Annotated in this window: 19 protein-coding genes and 1 pseudogene; 13 read left to right on the forward strand and 7 right to left on the reverse strand. The window is 60.7% G+C overall.

Going from position 1 to position 20557, the window contains the following annotated elements:
* Positions 1-95 precede the first annotated feature (95 nt).
* Both ACQG3P_RS11310 and ACQG3P_RS11315 read left to right on the forward strand, forming a co-directional pair.
* The gene (locus tag ACQG3P_RS11310; protein ID WP_426805087.1) at positions 96-4139 is read left to right on the forward strand and encodes an NACHT domain-containing protein; all 4044 of its coding nucleotides are present in this window, start codon (positions 96-98) and stop codon (positions 4137-4139) included.
* A gap of 379 nt (positions 4140-4518) precedes the next feature.
* A complete protein-coding gene (locus ACQG3P_RS11315; RefSeq protein WP_426805120.1) occupies positions 4519-4917 on the forward strand; it encodes an ankyrin repeat domain-containing protein in 399 nt (132 codons plus the stop codon).
* Here ACQG3P_RS11315 and ACQG3P_RS11320 read toward each other — a convergent pair.
* Together ACQG3P_RS11320 and ACQG3P_RS11325 are read right to left on the reverse strand one after the other, a co-directional pair.
* The gene (locus ACQG3P_RS11320; RefSeq protein WP_426805122.1) at positions 4817-5092 is read right to left on the reverse strand and encodes a hypothetical protein; all 276 of its coding nucleotides are present in this window, start codon (positions 5090-5092) and stop codon (positions 4817-4819) included. The genes ACQG3P_RS11315 and ACQG3P_RS11320 overlap by 101 nt on opposite strands.
* Positions 5093-5156: 64 nt before the next feature.
* A complete protein-coding gene (locus tag ACQG3P_RS11325; protein ID WP_426805088.1) occupies positions 5157-5465 on the reverse strand; it encodes a hypothetical protein in 309 nt (102 codons plus the stop codon).
* A 238-nt stretch (positions 5466-5703) separates the two neighbouring features.
* On the opposite strand from ACQG3P_RS11325, the gene ACQG3P_RS11330 reads away from it, so the two are divergent.
* The gene (locus ACQG3P_RS11330; RefSeq protein WP_229289964.1) at positions 5704-6060 is read left to right on the forward strand and encodes a helix-turn-helix domain-containing protein; all 357 of its coding nucleotides are present in this window, start codon (positions 5704-5706) and stop codon (positions 6058-6060) included.
* A gap of 92 nt (positions 6061-6152) precedes the next feature.
* Positions 6153-7313: an SH3 domain-containing protein gene (locus ACQG3P_RS11335; protein WP_426805089.1), complete on the forward strand. Its 1161-nt coding sequence runs from the start codon at positions 6153-6155 to the stop codon at positions 7311-7313.
* Here ACQG3P_RS11335 and ACQG3P_RS11340 read toward each other — a convergent pair.
* Complete coding sequence (locus ACQG3P_RS11340) at positions 7310-9055, reverse strand: ATP-dependent nuclease (RefSeq protein ID WP_426805090.1); 1746 nt, start codon at positions 9053-9055, stop codon at positions 7310-7312. The genes ACQG3P_RS11335 and ACQG3P_RS11340 overlap by 4 nt on opposite strands.
* A 454-nt stretch (positions 9056-9509) precedes the next feature.
* Here ACQG3P_RS11340 and ACQG3P_RS11345 point away from each other — a divergent pair.
* The 6 genes and pseudogenes from ACQG3P_RS11345 to ACQG3P_RS11370 form a co-directional block, all read left to right on the forward strand.
* Positions 9510-9833, forward strand: a pseudogene (locus ACQG3P_RS11345) (MobA/MobL family protein); the annotation flags it as partial.
* A 51-nt stretch (positions 9834-9884) separates the two neighbouring features.
* Positions 9885-10960 (forward strand): IS3 family transposase gene (locus tag ACQG3P_RS11350; RefSeq protein ID WP_426805091.1). Its coding sequence is split into 2 segments (ribosomal slippage): positions 9885-10161 and positions 10161-10960, totalling 1077 coding nucleotides; the frame shifts between segments, so codons are not numbered across the junction.
* A 92-nt stretch (positions 10961-11052) separates the two neighbouring features.
* Positions 11053-12312: a MobA/MobL family protein gene (locus tag ACQG3P_RS11355; RefSeq protein WP_426805092.1), complete on the forward strand. Its 1260-nt coding sequence runs from the start codon at positions 11053-11055 to the stop codon at positions 12310-12312.
* 342 nt (positions 12313-12654) lie between these two features.
* A complete protein-coding gene (locus ACQG3P_RS11360) occupies positions 12655-12885 on the forward strand; it encodes a DUF6538 domain-containing protein (protein WP_426805093.1) in 231 nt (76 codons plus the stop codon).
* Positions 12857-13138: a hypothetical protein gene (locus ACQG3P_RS11365; protein WP_426805094.1), complete on the forward strand. Its 282-nt coding sequence runs from the start codon at positions 12857-12859 to the stop codon at positions 13136-13138. The genes ACQG3P_RS11360 and ACQG3P_RS11365 overlap by 29 nt, the downstream gene beginning before the upstream one ends.
* 76 nt (positions 13139-13214) lie before the next feature.
* Complete coding sequence (locus ACQG3P_RS11370) at positions 13215-13457, forward strand: hypothetical protein (protein ID WP_426805095.1); 243 nt, start codon at positions 13215-13217, stop codon at positions 13455-13457.
* 60 nt (positions 13458-13517) lie between these two features.
* On the opposite strand, the gene ACQG3P_RS11375 is transcribed toward ACQG3P_RS11370, so the two are convergent.
* Positions 13518-13877 (reverse strand): hypothetical protein, encoded by a 360-nt coding sequence (locus tag ACQG3P_RS11375; RefSeq protein WP_426805096.1) that lies wholly within the window; start codon positions 13875-13877, stop codon positions 13518-13520.
* Positions 13878-14068: 191 nt separating this feature from the next.
* Positions 14069-14239, reverse strand: coding sequence for a CsbD family protein (locus ACQG3P_RS11380; RefSeq protein WP_068852760.1), 171 nt, complete (start codon positions 14237-14239; stop codon positions 14069-14071).
* A 223-nt stretch (positions 14240-14462) separates the two neighbouring features.
* Here ACQG3P_RS11380 and ACQG3P_RS11385 point away from each other — a divergent pair, with 223 nt between their 5' ends.
* A complete protein-coding gene (locus tag ACQG3P_RS11385; protein WP_426805097.1) occupies positions 14463-15371 on the forward strand; it encodes an NAD(P)/FAD-dependent oxidoreductase in 909 nt (302 codons plus the stop codon).
* A 25-nt stretch (positions 15372-15396) separates the two neighbouring features.
* Here the strand turns inward: ACQG3P_RS11385 and ACQG3P_RS11390 are convergent, their stop codons facing one another.
* Positions 15397-18111, reverse strand: coding sequence for a UvrD-helicase domain-containing protein (locus tag ACQG3P_RS11390; RefSeq protein WP_426805098.1), 2715 nt, complete (start codon positions 18109-18111; stop codon positions 15397-15399).
* A 135-nt stretch (positions 18112-18246) separates the two neighbouring features.
* Positions 18247-19467 carry an MFS transporter gene (locus ACQG3P_RS11395; RefSeq protein ID WP_354277922.1) on the reverse strand — a complete coding sequence of 407 codons (1221 nt, stop codon included), beginning with the start codon at positions 19465-19467 and terminating at the stop codon, positions 18247-18249.
* Between the two features lie 86 nt (positions 19468-19553).
* Here ACQG3P_RS11395 and ACQG3P_RS11400 point away from each other — a divergent pair, with 86 nt between their 5' ends.
* Positions 19554-20096: a D-Ala-D-Ala carboxypeptidase family metallohydrolase gene (locus ACQG3P_RS11400; RefSeq protein WP_426805099.1), complete on the forward strand. Its 543-nt coding sequence runs from the start codon at positions 19554-19556 to the stop codon at positions 20094-20096.
* A gap of 153 nt (positions 20097-20249) precedes the next feature.
* The gene (locus ACQG3P_RS11405; protein ID WP_141236186.1) at positions 20250-20513 is read left to right on the forward strand and encodes a hypothetical protein; all 264 of its coding nucleotides are present in this window, start codon (positions 20250-20252) and stop codon (positions 20511-20513) included.
* Positions 20514-20557 lie beyond the last annotated feature (44 nt).

The raw sequence follows: 20557 nt of genomic DNA on the forward strand, positions 1-20557 counted from the left end.
TGCCGTGTAGAATCGCGGCATAAGGGTGGGGGCCTGCTATCGTCTGGGGGCGCTTGTGTGAGCTGGCCGCTGGCCGATAACTCGAAGGCTGTATTGTGGATCGTCAGGTCAAGCAAGTAGAGCCGAAGTTGGAAGATGGCGGGGCGGCAGCTTTCAGCGCCTTCCGGCACGTCAAGAATATCGTCGTTCTCGGAGATCCAGGGGCTGGCAAGAGCGAGCTCTTCCGCTCGCAAGCCCAGGCGACTAACGGGGCCTTCTTCACGGTCCGTGAGTTGCTCAACACGCCACTCAATGACATCCCATCTGACCAGGTGCTTTGGATTGACGCGCTGGATGAGACCCAGGGTGGACGTGGAGGCCGATCACCCGTTGACGAACTTACGCACAAACTGGCAGAGATATCGCCCTGTGGAATGCGTTTGTCCTGCCGCGCGGCGGATTGGTTGCATACCACTGACTTCGAAGCGTTGAAGCCATACGTTCGTAAGGGCGGCAAGACCCTTGTGGTGCAATTGCTCGCGCTCAGCAGGTCCGAGCAAGCGCAGATTCTCCAAAGCAATGGGTTTGAAGATGCTGAGGACTTTCTTGAGCAAGCTGAGCGCCGAGAACTTGGTGAGCTACTTGGCAATGCCCAGACGCTCCTCATGCTCGCGGCCGTCTCAGGTAGAGGGGATTGGCCTGCAAGTCGCACGGAGCTGTTTCAACGCGCAGCGTTAGGTTTGCTGGACGAGGTCAACGACCAACATGCTGATCGCGATCAAGGCGCCGCTCATATCCCTGGCAGCCAATTGCTCGATGCGGCCGGAGCCCTTTGCGCGCTTCGCCTGACTTCCAGCTGTCTAGGATTCACTTGGAAAGCGCGGTCCGTAGGGAAGGATGTTCCGAGCTACAAGGAGGTAACGCTGGCGTCCCAGGATCATCTTCTGGCGTGTCTGAAAAGGCGCGTCTTCGTCGCGAGCGGGATGGACAGGGTGGACTATGTCCATCGCACCGTTGCCGAATACTTGGCAGCGCGCTGGATTGCTGATCGTGTCCGTGCAGGACTGCCGATGGGGCGTGTATTGGCTTTGATGGGGGTTCGGGAGCGTCCACCAACAGCGCTTAGAGGGCTGGTTGCGTGGCTTACGTCTCAACTTCCCGATCCGTCATCGTTACTACATCTGGATCTGGTCGGGCTGCTGATGTATGGGGACTTGTCTACATGGTCTACTTCGATGAAGCTGCGCCTGCTAGAGGCGCTGCTTTCGGAGAGCAAGACCAACCCTCTCTTCTTTCGAGAGACGCACCTCCCTTCCGGCGCTTATGCACTTGCCGACCCGGCACTGCTGGTCAGCTACCAAGAGCTCTTGGGCAGTCCAAGTGCCGAAGTCTCCATCAAGCTCTTGGCGATTGCCGTCCAGAAGTCGGGGAGGATGACGCCTGGGATTGAGGGGGCGCTGGAGCGCCTCATCTTAGATGGGTCGCAAGTGATCGTTCTCCGCATGGAAGCGATCCACGCATTGCTAGAGGGCAGCCTGGCGCACCGACAATTGCTCGTCGCTGCCTACGAGCGGTTGGGGACAAGCGCTGATGACACGCAGCTTCGCTTTCTTTTGCTGCGGGCTCTCTACGACGGCGGGTTGGGCAAGGAGGAAATTGTTGCCCTCCTTCTACATTTTCTTCGCATGAACGAGCGCATCCCCATCGGAGCAAGTTGGGGGTTGACCGATGTTGTGACGCCAGTTAATGCTGCCGAAATCCTTCGCTCAGTCGATCTGCCAGTGCCAAGTGGGCCGCTGCTGGTCAGGCGCAATACGAGGGAGTTTGCGCGTATCTATGGCGAGCTCTTCGCCAAGGCGCTGGCTGTTGAAAGCGCGGGGCGCCTGATTTTCGATTGGTATCTGATCTACTGCCATCATCTGAGCGGTGAAAATCCGGGCAAGTCGCTGCTTCTTGCACTTTCAGGAGGTGAGGGCCAAGATTTAAAGCTGCTTCGGAGCGTGTTGCGGCACATCGATTTCGGTGTTGGCGTCAATCTGCCGTGGGATCGTTTTATGCGCCTGTTCGGTTCCGTCTTGGATCCGCAAGTGGTGCTTGACGAGATGGAGTCTGCTCTGCGGGAAACTTGCGATCCGCGTCGTGGCCAGATCTACGCAGCGTGCCTTCGGCAGGCCATACGGAATGATGTGTCACCTTATCCTGTTTTTTGGCGTCTCTACGCGCTGGCAGATAATGACGTAGGGCTAAGCGAAATCAGGTCGTTCCACTCAGCTGCCTACCTGGAAGTGGCGCCCGTCCTGGACATTGAAGAACTGCACAGGCAAGACAGCGAAGCCGAGGCTGAGCGGTGGTTGCGCGCGCTCGGTGCTGAGTTCTCAGCTAAGCGTGAGGAAGTCGTCGCGGGCAAGGCGTCCGCTTTCCTGGATAGCTTGGCAAGAGTCTATTTCGGCCAATGGCTGCCCATTCGATTCGCCGCATCGCTCACGCCGCTCGCCCGGCTGAAACAAGTTTTGGGTGCGGACGATGCTCTGACAACCTTGCGTGGCTTCGCGGTATTGCTCTCCAGCGGCGAGCTGCCAAGCATTGGCGCGCTGCTTTCAAAGCGACGACGTCAAGCGGAATTTCGCTGGACAGCGCTGTTGGCAGGACTTGATGATCATTGGCGCAGGAGCGCTCGGATCGCTGATCTTCCGGAGGCCGTTTGGTCTGCGGGGTTGGCGGTTGCTTTGCTTTGTCCGGTGTATGTCGAAGTAGATTCGCATCCCCGCGTGTTGGAGCACGTCTGGTTTGGCCCGCTCTTAGAAGCCAAGCCCGAGCTCGCCATCCAGGCATATGAGACTGTTCTTGCTGCTGAGCTCGCGCTTGGTTGTCACGAGCTTCGAGCGCTCAGCGCTCTGGAAAACGTTGAGCTTGCGGGTCAAAATCGGGGTGAGGCCATTGTCCGAGTGCTCCAGGCGCACCCAAGAATAGCTGAGTATGACCTGCTTCGGATGCTTCGCTTGTGCAAGGCCGATGGCTGCTGGAGCGACCTCCCGGCCTTAGCAAGAACCCGGGTGGATCAGCTTTTGACTGAGCAGGACAACGACACCAAGCATCTGAGGGGCGGCTTGAGCGGCGGTTTGGCTGCGTGGCTTTGGTGTGGCTTCTCGCTCAGTCCAGAAGCCTACTTTGATGTGCTGCAAGGACTGAGTGGTGATCGAGAAGAGTCAGCGATGTGGGCTCTCCTTGAAGACGGCGGTGAAGCATCATGGGGATCTCAGAAGACGTGGACGTATAGCCTCACTCAAATTGAGTTCATCGTGACCTGGGTGGCATCGCGCTATCCCTATATGTCGCATCCAACTGGATCATCGGTGGGAACACGAAATCCTTGGGACGCCGCTTCTATGGTCAACACGATGCTTGCGCAGCTTGGCAGCGATCCGGGCCGGGCGGCAGGAAATGCTCTGACGCGGCTGGCGGATCTGTCGGGTTTGATGAGCTATAGAAAATACATTTTGCACCAGCTTGCAAACCACAAGACGGTTTTTGCGGATACGCAATACGAAATACCGACTTGGGAAAAGGGGATGAGAGTTTTGGAGAACGGGGTCCCCAGTAGTGCGCAGGATCTTCATGAACTTGTGTGCTGCCACTTGGAGCAGATCGCCAAGTCAATTTCTACTCGAAACGATGATCCGTTCAAGCAGTTTTGGAATACCGGGTCCTATGGTGAGATTGTGGACCCGAAAGTGGAGGAGGTTGCCCGGAACTGTCTACTCGTTATGCTGAAGCCATTGCTAGTCTCGCACGGCGTTCGCGCCGAGCCTGAGGGACATATGAGCGCAGATAAGCGCGTCGACATCGTTGTGTATGGCAATCAGATCAAGAGCGTCATCGAGATCAAGCGGGACTTTCATAGCGATGTGTGGACGGCGGCAGCTGGGCAACTTCATCGACTGTATTCCATAGATCCGGAGGCCAGTGACTTCGGCATATATCTGGTCCTTTGGTATGGCGAGAAGCGAAAAGCCACTCAACCTCTGCCGCCCAATAGAGGAGTTCGACCAGCCACCGCTAAAGAGATGCAAGCGATGCTTCAAGACGATCTTCCTGCACATCTGCGAGCATCGACGCGAATAGTGGTGATGGATGTGACTGGCGCGCGGAACGATGCTTAGTTGCCCCACGTCAACTGCCCGCAAAAGGCTTGGCCGCGCGGGTTCTGTTGGTAAGTGAGCCACGGTTCTAGCCGGCTCCCTGGCCCGTTATTCCGATAGGCGTTGGCGGAAAGAGATCAGGCTCGGTCGTGACTCACTTGACGAACAATGAGCCTGCCCTAATTTAGGATTCTTTCGGAGATGGCGTGTGCCTCTTGGCCGCAGCTTGATCGGAGACATCCAAAGCGCGGATGTCAGAGCAATCATGAAGGTTGTCTCTGAGTCAGCTGATAGTGCGCCCCTGGCATGGGAAGTGGTTCACGACGCCATAAATGCCAACCGTGAGGCATTGATTGAAGCACTGATTCCCATGTTGTCCCCCAACGACAGAGTCTTTGCCATGGCGTTGGTGGCCGAGGAGGGGCTTGCCAATGTTGTTCGTAAGCTTGTTCCGCTAACTGAGCCAAGGGCAAGAAACTCAGTAGCGCTGGTGTGTGCAGCTCGGGCAGGGCACAAAGAGGTCGTGGAGCTACTGTTGCCCGTTAGTGACGCACTAGCGGACCATTCCGCTGCGCTATACGAAGCAAGCGCCTGCGGCCACTCTGAGGTGGTGAAGCTACTAGTTCCGGACAGCGACCCTCATGGCAAGGACAGTCGAGCTCTTGCCCAGGCTGCTCACGAGGGCCATCTTCGTGTGGTCAAGATGTCCCTTCGCGCTTGGTGTTGTGCCAGTGTTTTTCCCAGGCTCGCACGTCAGCAAAAGGGTAGATCTTGGTCTGGTTGCGGTCACGAAGCTTGATCCTCACTTGCTCAGGTGACAGCGCGATGGCGCCCGAGCGGTAGAAGTAGCTTCGCGCGTAGTCCTGCTCAAAGTTGCCGCGCTCGCTCCGCAGTTTGAAACTGCGGCCCAAGCCAATAAGCACAAGCGCGGTGGCGCCGAGGACGAGCAGGAGGAAGAACGTGCCGACGGTCATGGGAATTCCTGATTGGCTCTGGGATGATAAGCGCGGGCTGCCGTGCGAAGTGCGTCGGGGTCAATCAAAGGGTGCGGCTGACGACGCCGACGACTTGGTAGTTGCCGTCCACCTCGGCGAACGTAAAGACGCCATTGAAGTCTTCGTCAAAGCGACCATTCATGGCCAAGACGCGGGCCTTGACGGGCCAGTTGTAGCCACCGTCGCCTTTCTCGCACTTGTCGATAGCAAACTTGGTCAAGCGAGCGTCGTCAGATCCGTTGGCCTTCACAAAAACAAGCATCGCGTCCTCCGCCTTGTTTGCAGACGGTCCAGCAGAGCACGCAGTCAGCAGCAAGGCGGTGGCAAGTGAAACCAGAAGGGTCTTGGGCATGGTCATTCCTTTGAGGTCTGAAAGCGGATGGGTGAGGGCAGGGAGTGTGGACAAAGGTTTAGGCAGGTCCCGGGATTCGGCCGGAGGCCGTAGGGGCCGATTGGACGAGCGCGCTTGAGCGAGCATCAGGCGATGGAGGGGGGCGATCCGGAGCGGGCTTGCCAAAAAGGTTACGTCAAACGTATGATGCGTTCAACGTAACTTTGCGTTGGGCGTAACTGACGTTCATCATTCCCAGATGAACGCGCTCGCCCTCTCGATCCAGACCCTTATCGCGACCCGAATGAAAGAGGTCCGCAAAGCGTCTGGCGTCTCTCAGCGGGCCCTGGGGAAGAGCGTGGGGTTGGATGAAAAGCGGGCGGGGCCCTACATAAGCCGCTATGAGAGCGGCGTCCATGCGACCGACTGGGAAACGACCTTGAAGATCGCCCAGTCCTTGGGCGTGTCCGTGGCGTATTTGGTTGCCGAGACGCCGGAGCTAGCCGAGCTGATCAAAGCTGTCCAGGACTACGAACCCGAAGAGCTTCGGGCACTAGCCGAAGAAATCCGGGTTCGCCACGCTCAAATTGATCGCACAGCGCAGGATCAGCCGTAGCGGTTTGCCTGCGTAGATCCCAACTCCGCAGCGGAAGCTGGCCGAGCGGGTAGGCTGCTTCTAAGATAGGGCAACCTATCTGCGAGCTGCCAATGACTTCGGACCAGGAAGACGCGCGTCAGCCAGACCAAACGCCGGGTGCGCGGCTCACGCGTGTGATTGACCGAAGCTCGGCAACGCGGCTTGTTGAGCAGATGCAACGCAACTCAGCCATCCATGCTCTCCACGCGGCCCAGCAGCATCCATCGATTGCCGCTATGCGAGATATCGAGTCACCCGCTACCCGATTTGCGATAGAGCTGGCCAACAGCGACGTGCTGCGTATGTCCTCAGGCATACGACAGAACTTGGCCGACCGCATGGGTCAGTTGAACGAATATGCAGAGATGGCCAGGCGATCAGCCATGGCATTGCGCCAGTCCCTCATGCCTTGGCAGCCGGTTGTCAGCGAACTCGCGATAGCTGCAAGCCGAACGGCAAATGACATTCTTGCTTGGCGCGACCGGTATGCGCCCCAACGCGACGCTGCCGTCGAGGCGATGCGCCGACTCGAGTCAAGCATTGGACCTGTCAGGCGCTTGGCTGAGCGGTTCGGCGAGCAGTTGCACGTAGCAGCGCAGCTGAGCCAATCGCCGGCATTTCAGTCTTGGCTATCGGAGATGTCCAGCGTCGAGATGCAAGAGCGCATGGAGCAGCTTTTGCAGGAGGCGTCGGAGGATACGTCAGCCTCGTCACCAGACATGGCAACGCCCCCTGCTGCAATGCCGGCAACGGCAACATCTCTGGTTTCATGGTTGGTGGGGTGTTTGGCTGCGTTGCGATCATCCGGTCTACCGCATGCAGATCGAATGGTCCTCTATGGATATGCGCTGACAATCGCTTGCTTCCTCTATACGGAAATAGGAAGCAATCAAGACCACGCTGAGCACATGGCCAAGATTGACGCGCAAAGTCAGGCGATGAACGCCAAGCTTGACGAGCAGAATCGAAGCGGGCGTCAGATGGTCGCGCTAAATCAAGCCATATTGGATCTAGAGATGGCTGATCACGCCTACCAGGTCATCGTCCGTTCCGCTCCATTTCGGGTAGAGCTCTCTGAGCCAGCCACGCATTGGTTGCCTTACGGTGAGGAAGTGCAGGTCCTGCGCGCTGCCGGCAAGTGGCGTTTTGTCCAAACGGTGGACGACGAAGGCGCGTTGCGGTTCGGATGGGTCCTGAACAAGCATTTGAAGCGCCTCACCGAGCCAGACTAATCGTTCCACTTTCGGATTGTGGCCACCAGTTCTCGCATGCGTTCGGCCCAGTCAAAGCGTGGGGCCATGATGGCTGATGTGGTGTGCTCGCGAGAGGCGAGGGCAAGCTCAACCTTGTCAATGCTGGCCCGATTGAGCTTGGCCTCAACGTAAGAGTCACCCTTCTTCGACTTAGATGCGCTTGGAAAGAAGAGCTCGAACTGCGCAGGATCAACGGGATCGGCTTTCAGGCTGAGTGCCTTGCCAATCACTGAGCCAGGCAGGTAAGTCTCAATTTCTTTGCCGGCAGTCACCCACATGTATCCATTACGCAGCTTTGCCATTTCTTCTTGCGCTTTCAGAACTCGCTTTTTGAGCGAACTGCTCTTTGATGACCGATCGCTGTCGCAAACCATTGCTGCGTTGCGGTTGAGTTGCATGAGCTTGATCAGCTCCGGGTTGGCTGCCGTGGGGTCACTGAGCGTGGTCCGAGAGAGCAATGATCCGCCGTAGAAGGCGCAGGCGTAGTCACGGCCTTCCAAGAGACTGCCTTCGGAGAAGGTCTCAATCCAATGGTTGAGATAGATGGCATCTGAGGGACCCTCAACCCAGATGATTCCGTTCGCTTGCAAGATGTCTGACGCGCGGGCACCCAGGTCACCGACTACCTGAGAGTGATCAAAATGCGCGGAGATGGTCTGGGTCGATGCAGCGGTCCCATCATGCGAAACCCGCACGAACTGGGCGTGATCTGAGCGACTGAACTGATCCAGAGTCGCGCTGGAATGGGTTGTTAAGAAGATGGAGCACCCGTTCTTAACGGCAAACTCGTCGATGAATTTCAGCAGACGCCGGAGCAGGGAAGGATGAAGGTTGTTCTCCAGCTCTTCAAACGCAAATATGTAGTCGCTCGCGCTCTTGCCTTCGAGAACGGGGACGATGAGAAGATTGAGAAGGACCAAGATAACGGTCTTTAAGCCACTGCCGGAACTGCTGAGCGGGATGAGCCCCTTGAGAGCCTCTTCCAAGAAGATCTCCCATTCGCCACTTGCCTGTTCATGCACCGAAATTGCTGAGAAGGAGCCGTCCGGGCCGAAGATATGGTTGAGCGCTGCTCGCAGTTCGCCTTGAATGAGGCGCCGCGTAACCATGATGTTGTCCGCCCGGATGAGGTGGTCACGGATGATGTTCGTCGCGCCTTGCCCGTCTGAGCGAAGCGCAAGCTTCGCGGCGGCAGGCTCATTACGTATGTCGCGATCAGCCAGCATGTGGCGGAAAACTTTGTCGGCAAATGGGCCCCGGAGTCGGCTTACTGCCTTGCTAAGCTCCATCTCTGTCGCTTCGTTAACTTCATGAGGGAGAATTCTGCCCCAGGCATCAGGCCTTTCCTGCGCCCGATGTGATAGCTCACTCACGAGCTCGTGGGCGTTCTCGATCCAACTCACTGGTGTGTCGACGAACCGCAGTCCGTGATGCGTCCAGTTGCTTTGGGTGTTCGGAACGCCGAGGGCACCAGAGCGCTGAGAATTGGAAAAAATTCCTTGCAGCGTCCCTTCGTCGAAGGTGCCCGTGAATCTATACGAGGCAGGAAGGCGCGACTTGGTGCGATCCGGCGAGCAAAGACTCTGGACCACTTTCAGTAGCTGCGATTTGCCGGTGTTGTTGCGCCCGATGATGACATTGATCAGCTTGAACTCGTCAAAGCCGCAGAACTCTGTGGTGAAACAGCTCAGACCCTTGATCTTGACCCCGGTGATGGGCATAGCATTCCTTGCAAATTTGGACTGGGACGACGCGCCGCATGACGGGGCCCTGTCTATGACCCGCATCTCAGTCTAGCGCGAGAGCAAACGGCGCCAGTGGCAATCGCTGTTTCTCCCTATTCATATTTCGTTCACCAACAGATACGCTCAGCGTAAGTTCGTTGGCGATTGGGAGGCATCGATTGGGACGGAATCTAGGGTGCGGATGACCCCTAAAACAGGAAGTCAAAACCGCACTTATGGTTTCCGCTTCGCGTAAACCGTGCGGCCTGCCGGGGTTTGGCCGAGCGCTGACGCGCCCGCATTTGACGGGGTCAAATGGCCAGGCAGGCAGACCAATTCGGTCGCCGAGGAAAGTGTGAGCTAGCGCTCGCTTACGCAGTTGCCCGACAGCACTAGACGAAGACAAGTCGCGCCTTTAATTGGGTGCTCCATTCACAGGAGCCCTACTTAAATGGCCATTTATCACGCAACACTGAAATCGTTCTCTCGCGGAAAAGGCGAGTCCTCCGTCGCCGCTGCTGCTTATCGTGCCGGGTTTGATCTTGTCGATACCGCAACAGGTCTTTATCACCGCTACTCGCACCGGCATGGTGTTGCCCATCATCAAATGCTCGCCCCCATTGGAGCGCCAAATTGGTGCTATGACGCTCAGAAGTTTTGGGACGCCAACGAGGCAGCCGAAACACGTGCTAACGCCCGCGTTTGCCGTGAGGTCGAGGTCGCTTTGCCTCACAGCCTCTCAGACGCCCAGCGCAAAGCCCTAGCCCTGGATCTGGCGACGTCCCCCCGAGATTGAGTAGAGAAGCGGTTTGGAGTCCAATCCTCAATGACAAGGAGATTGGACGTGAAGAAACGCTTTTCCGAAGAACAGATCATCGGCTTCCTACGCGAAGCTGAGGCCGGCATGCCCATTAAGGACCTCTGCCGCCAGCATGGCTTCAGCGAGGCCTCGTACTACCTGTGGCGCAGCAAGTTCGGCGGTATGAGCGTGCCCGACGCCAAGCGGCTCAAGGACCTGGAGGCGGAGAACACGCGCCTGAAGAAGCTACTGGCGGAACAGGTCTTCGAGAACGACGTCATCAAGGATGCGTTGCGAAAAAAGTGGTGACCGCACCGGCGCGCAGGCTGCTGGTGCGGAGCATGGTCGAGAAGGGGTTGAGCGAGCGGCGAGCGCTGACGGTGGTGCGGATGAGCGCTAGCGCGCTGCGCTATGAGCCTCGAGCCGACCGCAACGTTGAGCTGCGCGAGCAGATCGCTGCGCTGGCGCATCGGCACAGACGCTACGGGGTAGGCATGATCCACTTGAAACTGCGGCAGAAAGGGCTTGTCGTGAACTACAAGCGAGTGGAGCGCCTGTATCAGGAAGCGGGCCTGCAGGTGCGTCGCAGAAAGCGTAAGAAGGTGCCGGTAGGCGAGCGCCAGCCTCTCCTGCGGCCGTCCGCTGCCAATGAGGTGTGGTCGATGGACTTCGTGTTCGACCGTACCGCGGAAGGCCGGGTGGTCAAGTGCCTGACCATTGTCGACGATGCCACCCACGAGGCTGTGGCCATCGAAGTGGAGCGGGCAATATCCGGGCAAGGCGTGTCCAGGGTGCTGGACAGACTGGCCATGCAGCGTGGGCTGCCACGAGTGATCAGGACAGACAACGGCAAGGAGTTTTGCGGTAAGGCGATGGTGGCCTGGGCTCACGAAAAGGGAGTTGCCCTGCGTCTGATCGAACCGGGCAAGCCGAACCAAAATGCTTACGTCGAATCCTTCAGCGGGCGGCTACGCGACGAGTGCCTCAACGAGCACTGGTTCCCGACATTGCTTCATGCCCGTACCAATATTGAAAGCTGGCGGCGCGACTACAACGAAGAAAGACCCAAGCGAGCGCTTGGCGGGCAAACACCCGCCCAGTAGGCCGCGCAGTTGGCGGCGAGGAAAGATAACATCAGCAACGGACTCTAAACCCGCCCGCTACTGAAGTCGGGGGGACGTCGCTGGGGCAGCTCATGGTCGACCGCTATCAAGTTGCGGTCTTGGTTGCCATTCACGCCCCCTCGAAAGAAGGCGATCAGCGTAATCATCATGTGCACTTGTTGATGTCGGCGCGAAAGGTCGACTCTAGAGGACTCGGCGAGCGCGCCGGCATGGCGTTTGACTCGCGACAGGGTGGCGGTGCCAAGGCTATTCGGGAACTTCGAAAAGCCATTGAAGGCGTCATCAATGCGCACTTGGAACGCGCTGGTGCAAGCGATCGTGTCGATCACCGCACCCTGAGGGCTCAAGCTCGGGAAGCTGCATTAAAGCAAGATTTCGCGCGAGCCAAAGAGCTCAGCCGCCCTCCAACGAAGCATATGGGCAAGACCCGGACCGCGATGATGCGCCAGGCCAATAAGGTGGGTGTGGACCACGCGCTTACAGTAGGGAGCTTCGTGGAGCGGATCATTAGTCGACGATTGCAAACCGCCCACCAGACTCATGGCGTTCCCGAAGGGCACTCCCACCAATCTGCGCTCGCGGATCGTGCGCGCGAACAGGCGGCGCTACCGGAGGGGACGCCAGGCAGAGGAAACACCGCTGGCATAGCGAGACCGACCGCTTCACGTATCATGCCCACAGCTGTGCCAGTGGGGATAACGCGACGGATCAGCCGGGTGATGCGGTTGGCGCGGGCGACTGGGCAAGACGCTGACGTTCTCAACACCGAAGCAGAGCTCGTCGAACAATGGTTGGAGAGCCAGCGCCAAGCTGCGCAAGACTCGCTTGATATGCTTCGAAGCGTGGGCGGCATCCAGATCGAACCGCAGTTTCAAAAAGCCTACACCACACTCATGTGTCGACGAGTCGACGCCTATGCGACCAGCTCGTTCTTGTATGAGGACACTGAACGCCTGGCGCTGGCGGTGATGAGTTATGCGCACGCTGTCGCCCGACCTCAGCATGCGCGTATGGCTTATCTGTCGGCTCGTGCCAAGCTCTCCGAGTATGAGGCCACGCCAAAGTCACGTGAGGCCGCTCGAGCCAAGCAACGCTACTTCCGAGCCAAAGCCCACATTTCCAAGCGGGCATCGGCGCTGCAAGCGGACGCGATCAATCAGGCGCGAGAGCATATGGTGGAAGCGGGCAACCACCTTGAGCAAAGATTTGGCATAGAGGAACCACGTGCAAGGAGGTCAAGCATAAGCATAGGCGAGGGCGACGCCAGGAATGGCGTTCATTCAAATGGCCAGCTTGATCTTCGCCCACGCCCTGCTAGACCCAAGGCTTAAATGGGGGGCGCAGGGCGACGGTCTGCACGCACCATGCTGAACACGCTGACTTGTGCTGATTGACTAGCGGCGCTCTACGTTGGGAACCAAGAGCGATCATCGCGCTGCCCATGGGCAGAAGACTCGGTGGGAATAACGTTGCTTGTAGGGTGCCCAGATCGTAGACTTGGAGGACACTCACCAGGACACATTCCGGTTTGAGTTCTGTAGGCAAATCAAAGGTTTAAGAGTGGGCACGTTTAGTCCCACTCTCTCCGCCACTAGATGCTAAAAAAGTGATCTGGATTGAGATCTTGATTTGAGTCGATTGGAAGGCAGGAAGCATGCAGAGGAATCACTCGCATGCGCATCGCTCTTCGTCTGAGCCGGCCCGCCACCGGCCGCTGGTGCTTCGTCCAGCGAGTCCCCGTCGAACTTCGCGTCGTGCTCGACTGCCGGCTTATCAAGCGTACCCTCCGGACCATAGATCTGGCCCAGGCCACGTGCGTGCGGTCGTCCTTTCATCGGCTGTGCTCGACTCTTCGCATAGTTGAAGGATCAAGGAGTGGTCAAGCTCAGCAAAACGGATGCTGACCTGGCAATCACTCGACTGACGGGCGCCGGGGAGTTACAGGAGCTCACGTTGAACCGGAGCGGCTCCCCAGACGCCACGGTCAACGAGCAGTGGCAGATCGAGAGCCCTGGCGCTGTGGAATCCTTCCACGCTCAAAATGTGCTCGCCGTCTCGCCATATCGAAGTCTTGAGCTTGTCGCGTATGTGCAAGCCAAGCTTTCCACTCAAGGCAGTCTGACAGTGGCCTGTTGGATCCGCCTCAATTGCGAATGATTCGTGATATCATTTGTGGGCCGCAAGCTTCCATCGCGGTCATGGACGACTCCCAGCCCAAGCAAGACGGAAAAAGATGAATAGACGCACTTACATCGAACTTGCTCTTGAGTTGTTTGCGTTTATCGCCTTGTGTCTGGCGATGATGGCAAGCGGCAAAGCAGTGGTGATCTTCTCGCTGATCACTATCGTTTTAGTCATCTGGATTCCATTCCAAGGCAATGCGGGGAACCGTTTGACCGTGGCCCTAAGCATCGCGCTCCCCATTGCTGCTATAGCAAGGACTGTCGTTCACTTCCTGCCAAACCCTTCGCTTTAGGAGCTGAACTACATGAATGTGCTTGGATATTTCGCGGCGGCGGCCTTGGCGGTCTATGCCTCAAGCCTCATGCAGGCGGCGACGCAGCGCCCCCACCGCTGCCGCGATAGCCATCGCGGGCACCGCCAGCACCGCTGCGTATACCAGTCCGGCCAGAAACATCGGGCCAAAGCCCGACGCCATGGCCGCTACTGGCACCTCCAGCGCCATGAACAGCAGGCCCCACAGCCACGCATGCCGGGGAAAACACGCGCCTAGAGCCGCAGCGATCCCCAGTGCGATGGGATAGACGACGGTCCAGAACGCGGGCGCGTCCCAAGGCTCGCCCCCCGGAGTCCGCCAGGCCACCAGGACCCAGAACACGACGCCTACCTTCAGCGTGACAGCACTTGCTGCAAGAAAACTGCCCGATATCCGCATAGTTATTCTCCCGCACGAACATTCAGCATGCCCCTGTCACGTTGACGGTGTATGACCAGCACCGGCAGGCGTTTTGCGTATCTGGCGGAGAGCGCCGGATGTCGAAGCAGAAAACCGCAAAAAGAAAACGCCCCAGGAAGGGGCGTCTTTCATGAGGTTGACGCAATGCCACGCCATGCGTGGCACCGACATCAATGGCGCGCGTTATCGCGGGCCTTGCCCACGTCGCTCTGCACCTTGCCGACTTCCTTCTGGACCTTGCCTTCCAGTTCCTGCGACTTATCGCCGGTCACCTTGCCAGCTACTTCCTTCACGGTGCCCTTGACCTGGTTCTTCGCGCCTTCAGTACGATTCTTGTCCATGTTCAATTACCTCGTGGTTGAACCCGTTGTGGGTGACTCGATCCTGCTTGGAACCCGGTAGCGAAGCAGTGAATCCGAGCCTCACACGGAGCGAACGCTAGGCAACTGTTCATGTGCAATCGGCCCGCAAGCTACCTGACGCTGCAAGGTGCGACCACGTGAGCGGTACTTCACGCGGCAACCGTATGCTGCCGAAATCCATCTACACAGGTACCACCCGCGCATGAGCCGTACAGCGCAAGACCATTTCGACGTCATCATCATCGGCGGCAGCTACGCCGGCATGTCGGCCGCCCTGCAGCTGGTCCGGGCCCGGCGCAGCGTGCTGGTGATCGACAGTGGCCTGCCGCGCAACCGCAATTCCCTCGAAGCGCACGGCTTCATCGGCCGGGAAGGCATGCATCCGGCGGAAATCGCCGCGCAGGCGCGCACCGAACTGCTTACCTATCCCACCGTGACCTGGGTGGAGGGCAAGGCCGCGAGCGCCCGCGTCGTGGAGGAAGGCGTTTCGTTCGAGGTGGACTGCGCCGACGGCCGCACGTTCGCCGCCGACCGGCTGGTGCTGGCATATGGCGTAACCGATACATTACCGCCCGTCGATGGCCTTGCCGAGCGCTGGGGACGCAGTGTCTACCATTGCCCCTACTGCCACGGCTATGAGTTGTATGAAGGCAACATCGGCGTGCTCGGCTGCGCCAAGGATGGTGGCGTCGGGCAGGCGCTGCTGCTGTGCGACTGGGGAAAGATCACGCTGTTCTGCCCGGACCCTGGCAGCATCGATCCTGAAAAGCGCGAGCGGCTCGATGCATGCGGCGTGGTGATCGAATCGACCCGCGTCCAACGTGTCGAAGACACGGCCACCGTGGTGCTGGCCGACGACCGCCGTGTAGTGCTCGATGCGCTGTTCCTGCTGCCGACGTCGACGTTGTCCTGCGACCTGGCCGAACAGCTTGGCTGCGAGCTGATGGATGCCGGCTGCATCACGGCCGATTCGGCCAAGCAGACGACGGTGCCGGGCGTGTTCGCCTGTGGCGATGCCGGGCGGATGGCCGGCAGCATCGCGTTGGCGGTGGGCGAGGGTGCATTGGTCGGGGTTGCGGTGCACCGGTCGCTGTTGGGGTTGCTTGATTGATGCGTCAGCCACGCAGGGCGTGGCGCTACCGTGGTGCTGTTGCCGCCGCCGTCTGTCGCGGTTTGTACTGGCAGCGCGGGTAGCCCGAGCATGAGGTGAACTCGCCGTAGGGCCCGCTGCGCTGCACGATCACCCCGCCATCGCACGCCGGGCAGGCCTGCTCGCGGATCGGCTCGCCGCTGGCGGCCGTGATCTCCACGGCGCCATCGTGGACCAGCTCGTCGAGGAACGGCGAGCGTTTGCCCTGCACGGTAAACATGACCACCGCGCGACGCGCACGGGTCAATGCGACATAGAACAGGCGGCGCTCCTCGCTGAGCGGATACGCATCGGCATGCGGCATTGCAAGCGCGAGCACCGGATCATCGGCGCGGGCACTGGGGAAGCTGCGGTCGAGCATGGCCGGCAGGATCACGATATCGGCCTCGGCGCCCTTCGCGCGATGCGCGGTGAGGAAGCTCAGCTGCAGGTGCGCGCCGAAGCGCGCCGCCCAGTGCGAGGGAAGGAACGCGCGCTCGGCGTTGTACCGCCCTACGATGAACACCGACAACCGGCCATCGCGGCCGGGCGCCATGGCCCCGCTCTGAAGCTGCTGCTGCAGTCGCTGAAGGTACTGGTAGATCGCATCCTGCAGGCGGTCGCGCGCGGCCACCTGGAAGGCCTGCAGGACCGGGCCCTGTACCGGTGCGAGCGAGCGCACCTGCTTGGCGATCTGCCCGGGGTTCCTTGAAACGAAGCGGCTGGAGGCGTCGCACAACGCCTGCGGGCAGCGGAAGGTGCGGGTGAGGTGCAGGATCTGCGACGGCCCGAAGGTCGCTTCGAAGCGGGTCATGCAGCTCACATCCGCGCCGGCGAAGCGGTTGATCGACTGCCAGTCGTCGCCCACCGCGAACAGGTGCCGCCCCGGCGCCTCCACCAGCGCCCGGCACAGCCGCGCACGGGCACGCGAGGCATCCTGGAACTCATCGGCCATCACCAGCAGATACGGCGATGCGTAGCGGCCCTGTTCAAGGTGTTCGGCGGCCTGGTTGAGCATATCCTCGAAGTCGATGGCATTCTCGGCGGCCAGCGCATCGTCCCACGCGTGCAGGATCGGGGTGGCCAGCTCGAGGAACAGCCGATAGCGGTGCTTGAAGCGGTCCTCGGGCAGCTGGCGCAGGCGCTCGGCGAGGTCGGCCACGGCAAGGCCGTTGCTCTTGGCGTGGCTGATGAAGGTACGCAGCAGGCCAATGAGGTCGCTGTCCGGCATCGGCTTTGCACCCTCCGCGGGCAGCTCGCGGTCCGGGTTGGGGTCGAGCCCGATGCGGTGTTCGCTCAACGCCGTTTCGAGTGCCTCGAACAGCGCCCCGCTGCGCAGCTGTCCGCTGCTGGTCTGCAGTTGTATCGCATCGCGGCCGCGCGGGTGCGGACCGGCGCCGTCTTCCGTGCGATGCGTGTGGTACAGCGTCGTGCCCGGATAGAAGAAGTCCGCGTGCCCCGGTTGCCAGGTATCGGTGGCGGTATCCAGCACCGGGTGCGGTTCGTAGGTGTATTCAACGCCGTTGTAGAACAGCCAGTCGGCAATCACGCATTCTTCGATGTTGCCCACGCGTTCGCCACGAAGCGTGCGCACATAGCGGTGACCCTCGGCGTCCCAGCCGTCGGCCGGCGCGGCCTGGCCCTCCGGCGGCAGGTCGCGCGCGAACACCAGCCGGAACATGTCCCACTGGGTGCGGAAGTGCAGCGACCGGTCCTTGAGGCGGTCGATGATGTCGGCCAGCTGTTCGAAGCCCTGGGCGGCGTCCACCGCCCACGCAGGCACCTCCGGCATGCGCCCGGTGACCTTGCCGATGATCTGCCGACCGAGCGCGTGGAAGGTACAGGCGGTGACGTCGCCGGCAGGCAGGCCCAGCCGCTCGAAGGCGGCGCTGGTGCGCTGCTGCAGTTCGCCGGCCGCTTCGCGGTTGAAGGCCAGCATCACGATCTGGTCCGGTGCCATCAGGCCGCGCTCGACGGCGTAGGCGGCCTTGGCCACCATCGTCGAGGTCTTGCCCGAACCGGCGGCGGCCACCACCAGCATCCGGCTGTCGAAGCACAGCACCGCGCGTGCCTGCTCGTCGCTGAGGGGCAGCCGCTCCACGTGGCTCAGCAGTGCTGCCGCATCGGTCCGTTCGCGTTGCAGGTGCGCTTCATTGCGTGACGCCCACACCGCCGTCCAGTCGCCCGACCAGCGCAGCAGGTCGTCCTCGATCACCGCAGCGGTCCCCGCGAGCTGCGGGCGCAGCGCAGGATCGTCGAACACCGCCCACAGCGCATCGTCGTCCAGCGCCAGCACCGGGCGCGCGTACAGCAGCGCATGCTGGTGTTCCTGGGTCAGCCAGCGGTCCGCGGCATCGGCACCCGCCATCACCGCGTCGACCTGTTGCAGCCACTCACGGATCTGCGCCAACGCTGCATTGGCCTCGCCCACCGCGTGGTCCTGTCGATGGATCTGCGCACTGGCGCTCCACAGCGCTTCCAGTTCGTGCGCCTGCGCGTTGGGGAGCCCGCCCAGGCGAAGGTCACCCTCGTCGGTCGACATGCACAGCGTGGTCCATACCGCACCGCGCTGCAGGTGCCACGCCTGGGTTGCGCTGACCGGCAGGGAATACACCTGCGCGTCGACGGTGAGCTCGAAACGGTCATCGAGCCGGCGCAGCCGCCAGTCCGGCGAACGCGAGAGGCGTCGGCCCCACGGGGAAGGGGACCAGTCGTGGATCATCGGTACATCCAGGAAAGCGGGCCACGTACCGGAACGGGCCGGCATCGGGGAGAGGTGGGCCGCCATGATAGGAAAATCCCAACAAAAAAGCCCCGCCGGAGCGGGGCTTCTTCAGCGCGGCGCCACGTTTGCGGATCAGCGCTCGCAGGCCACCACCGCACCAGTGCGCGACTGGCGCTGCACCAGTACTGCCACGACCCACAACAGCAGGCCGCCCAGCGCGGTGGCCGCACCGACATAGCCGGTCACGGCGGGGCTGAAGCCGGCGCCGATAGCCAGGCCACCGAACCACGGGCCCAGCGCATTGGCGGTATTGAACGCGGCATGGTTGGACGCCGCGGCCAGGGTCTGCGCTTCGCCCGCCACGTCCATCAAGCGGGTCTGCAGCACGGCGGCGAGGGCGCCCATCGTGCCCACCGCGATGATCATCGGGAAGATCGTCCAGACAGAGTTTGCGGCCAGCGGATAGGCCAGCAGCACCACGATCGACCACAGCAGCACGATCGCCGCCGCCCGGAACTGGAAGCGGTCCACCAGCCAGCCACCGGCGACATTGCCGATGATCGCGCCGATGCCGAAGATGCCCACCGCCACCGGCATCCACGACTCGGCCAGGCCGGTCACCTGTACCAGCGTCGGCGCCAGGTAGGTGAACACGCAGAACATGCCGGCAAAGCCCACCGAGCCGATTGCCAGCGCCAGCCACACCTGTGGCCGGTTGAACGCGCGCAGTTCGCGCATCGGCGAGGTCCGCACTTCATCCGGGTCCGGTAGCAGGAAGCGGGCAATCATCAGCACCGTGGCAATCGCCAGCACGCTCACCAGCGCGAACGCAGTGCGCCAGCTCAACTGCTGGCCCAGCCAGGTGGTGAGCGGATTGCCGACCAGGATCGCCACCGACAGGCCAAGCAGCACCTTCGATACGGCGGCGCCACGCTGCGCCGGCGGACTGATCGCGGCGGCCACCAGCATGGCCACGCCGAAGTAGGCGCCATGCGGCAGGCCTGCGATGAAGCGGGCGATCAACATCGTCGTGTAATCCGGGGCCAGCGCGCTGGCGAGGTTGCCCACGGCATAGAAGCCCATCAGGCCGAGCAGCAACGTGCGGCGTGCATACCCCGCGCCGGCGAACGCCAGCACCGGTGCTCCCACCACCACGCCGATGGCATAGGCACTGATCAGGTGGCCGACCTGGGTCTCGCTGATCGACAGCCCGCGGCTGATCTCCAGCATCAGGCCCATGCTGGCGAATTCGCTGGTGCCGATGGCGAAGCCGCCGAGCGACAGCGCCAGGATGATCAGCGTGCGCTGGCGCGCGGTGAGGCGCGCGGCCAGGGGGAGGGGAGTGGGGCTCATGGGCAGCAGGCGGAGAATGAAGCGGCCCATTGTACTGCTGCGGCGCAACATATGGCCGGAATCAAGGTATCCGGTGCTGGAATGCTGTGGCGTGGCCGCTGGAACCGGGGATCGGTCTCGCCTTTTCTTCACGCGATCTTCACGTCGGCGAGGTGCGCACGCTTCACGCTTGGACCATCCCATTCCGCGTGTGGATGCCGATGCTGTTGACGCCGAACTTCCATCTTGAAGAGTTCACCCGGACCGCGACAGGGCTGCCCAACGTGCCCAACCGTGCAGAGCGCGCCGCACTACAGGCTTTGGCTACAAACGTGCTGCAGCCGTTGCGCGATTCAATTGGTAAACCGGTGTACATCACGTCCGGCTTCCGCTCGGCCGCGGTCAATCGCGCCGTAGGCGGGGTGGCTGGCAGCCAGCACCGCAGTGGCCAGGCCGCAGACATCCAGGTGGAGGGGATGACCTCCATGGCGCTGGCGCGACGCATCGTCGCGCTGCAACTTCCGTTCGACCAGCTCATCGAAGAGTTCGGTGAGTGGGTGCATGTGTCCCACGCACCGCAACCTCGGCGGCAACAACTGACCGCAGTGAGACGTGCGGGACGTACACGCTATCTTCACGGCTTGCGATGAGTGTTGAACGCGATCTCGTTACATTGTCCCGCCACGCGCAACATTGTTGCGAGTACACCTGTATTCACAGCTGTATTGTAAGTAATTTCTGATTGGCATCGCCGTAAACGTGCATTAGCATGCGCGCATTGGCATCGACCCGAGGGAGCGTGCGTGATGGTGCAATTCCCTCACGCACTGCGGGTAGATGGCAGGTTTCAGCTGGTGGCTTTGACATATTCGCCGGTCTACAGTCCGGCCGATGTGTTCGGCTTCGCCGTCCTCACGTCCGACGGCGCGCGGCTGACCGATGTGGTGTCGCTTGATGAGGCGCACCTGCACTGGTCGCTGTTGCGCGAGGAAGCGAAGACGGCCCTTGGGGAAGTTGAAGCAACCGGTACACGCGCGGCGCCACGCAGGCGTCGGCGTAAGTCGTAGCGCCTTCGGGCGCGTCATGGAGGATTGGGTTTGTCCACGCAGAA

This window comes from Stenotrophomonas sp. SrG (assembly GCF_050031795.1).
In the GTDB taxonomy this organism is placed as follows: domain Bacteria; phylum Pseudomonadota; class Gammaproteobacteria; order Xanthomonadales; family Xanthomonadaceae; genus Stenotrophomonas; species Stenotrophomonas rhizophila_A.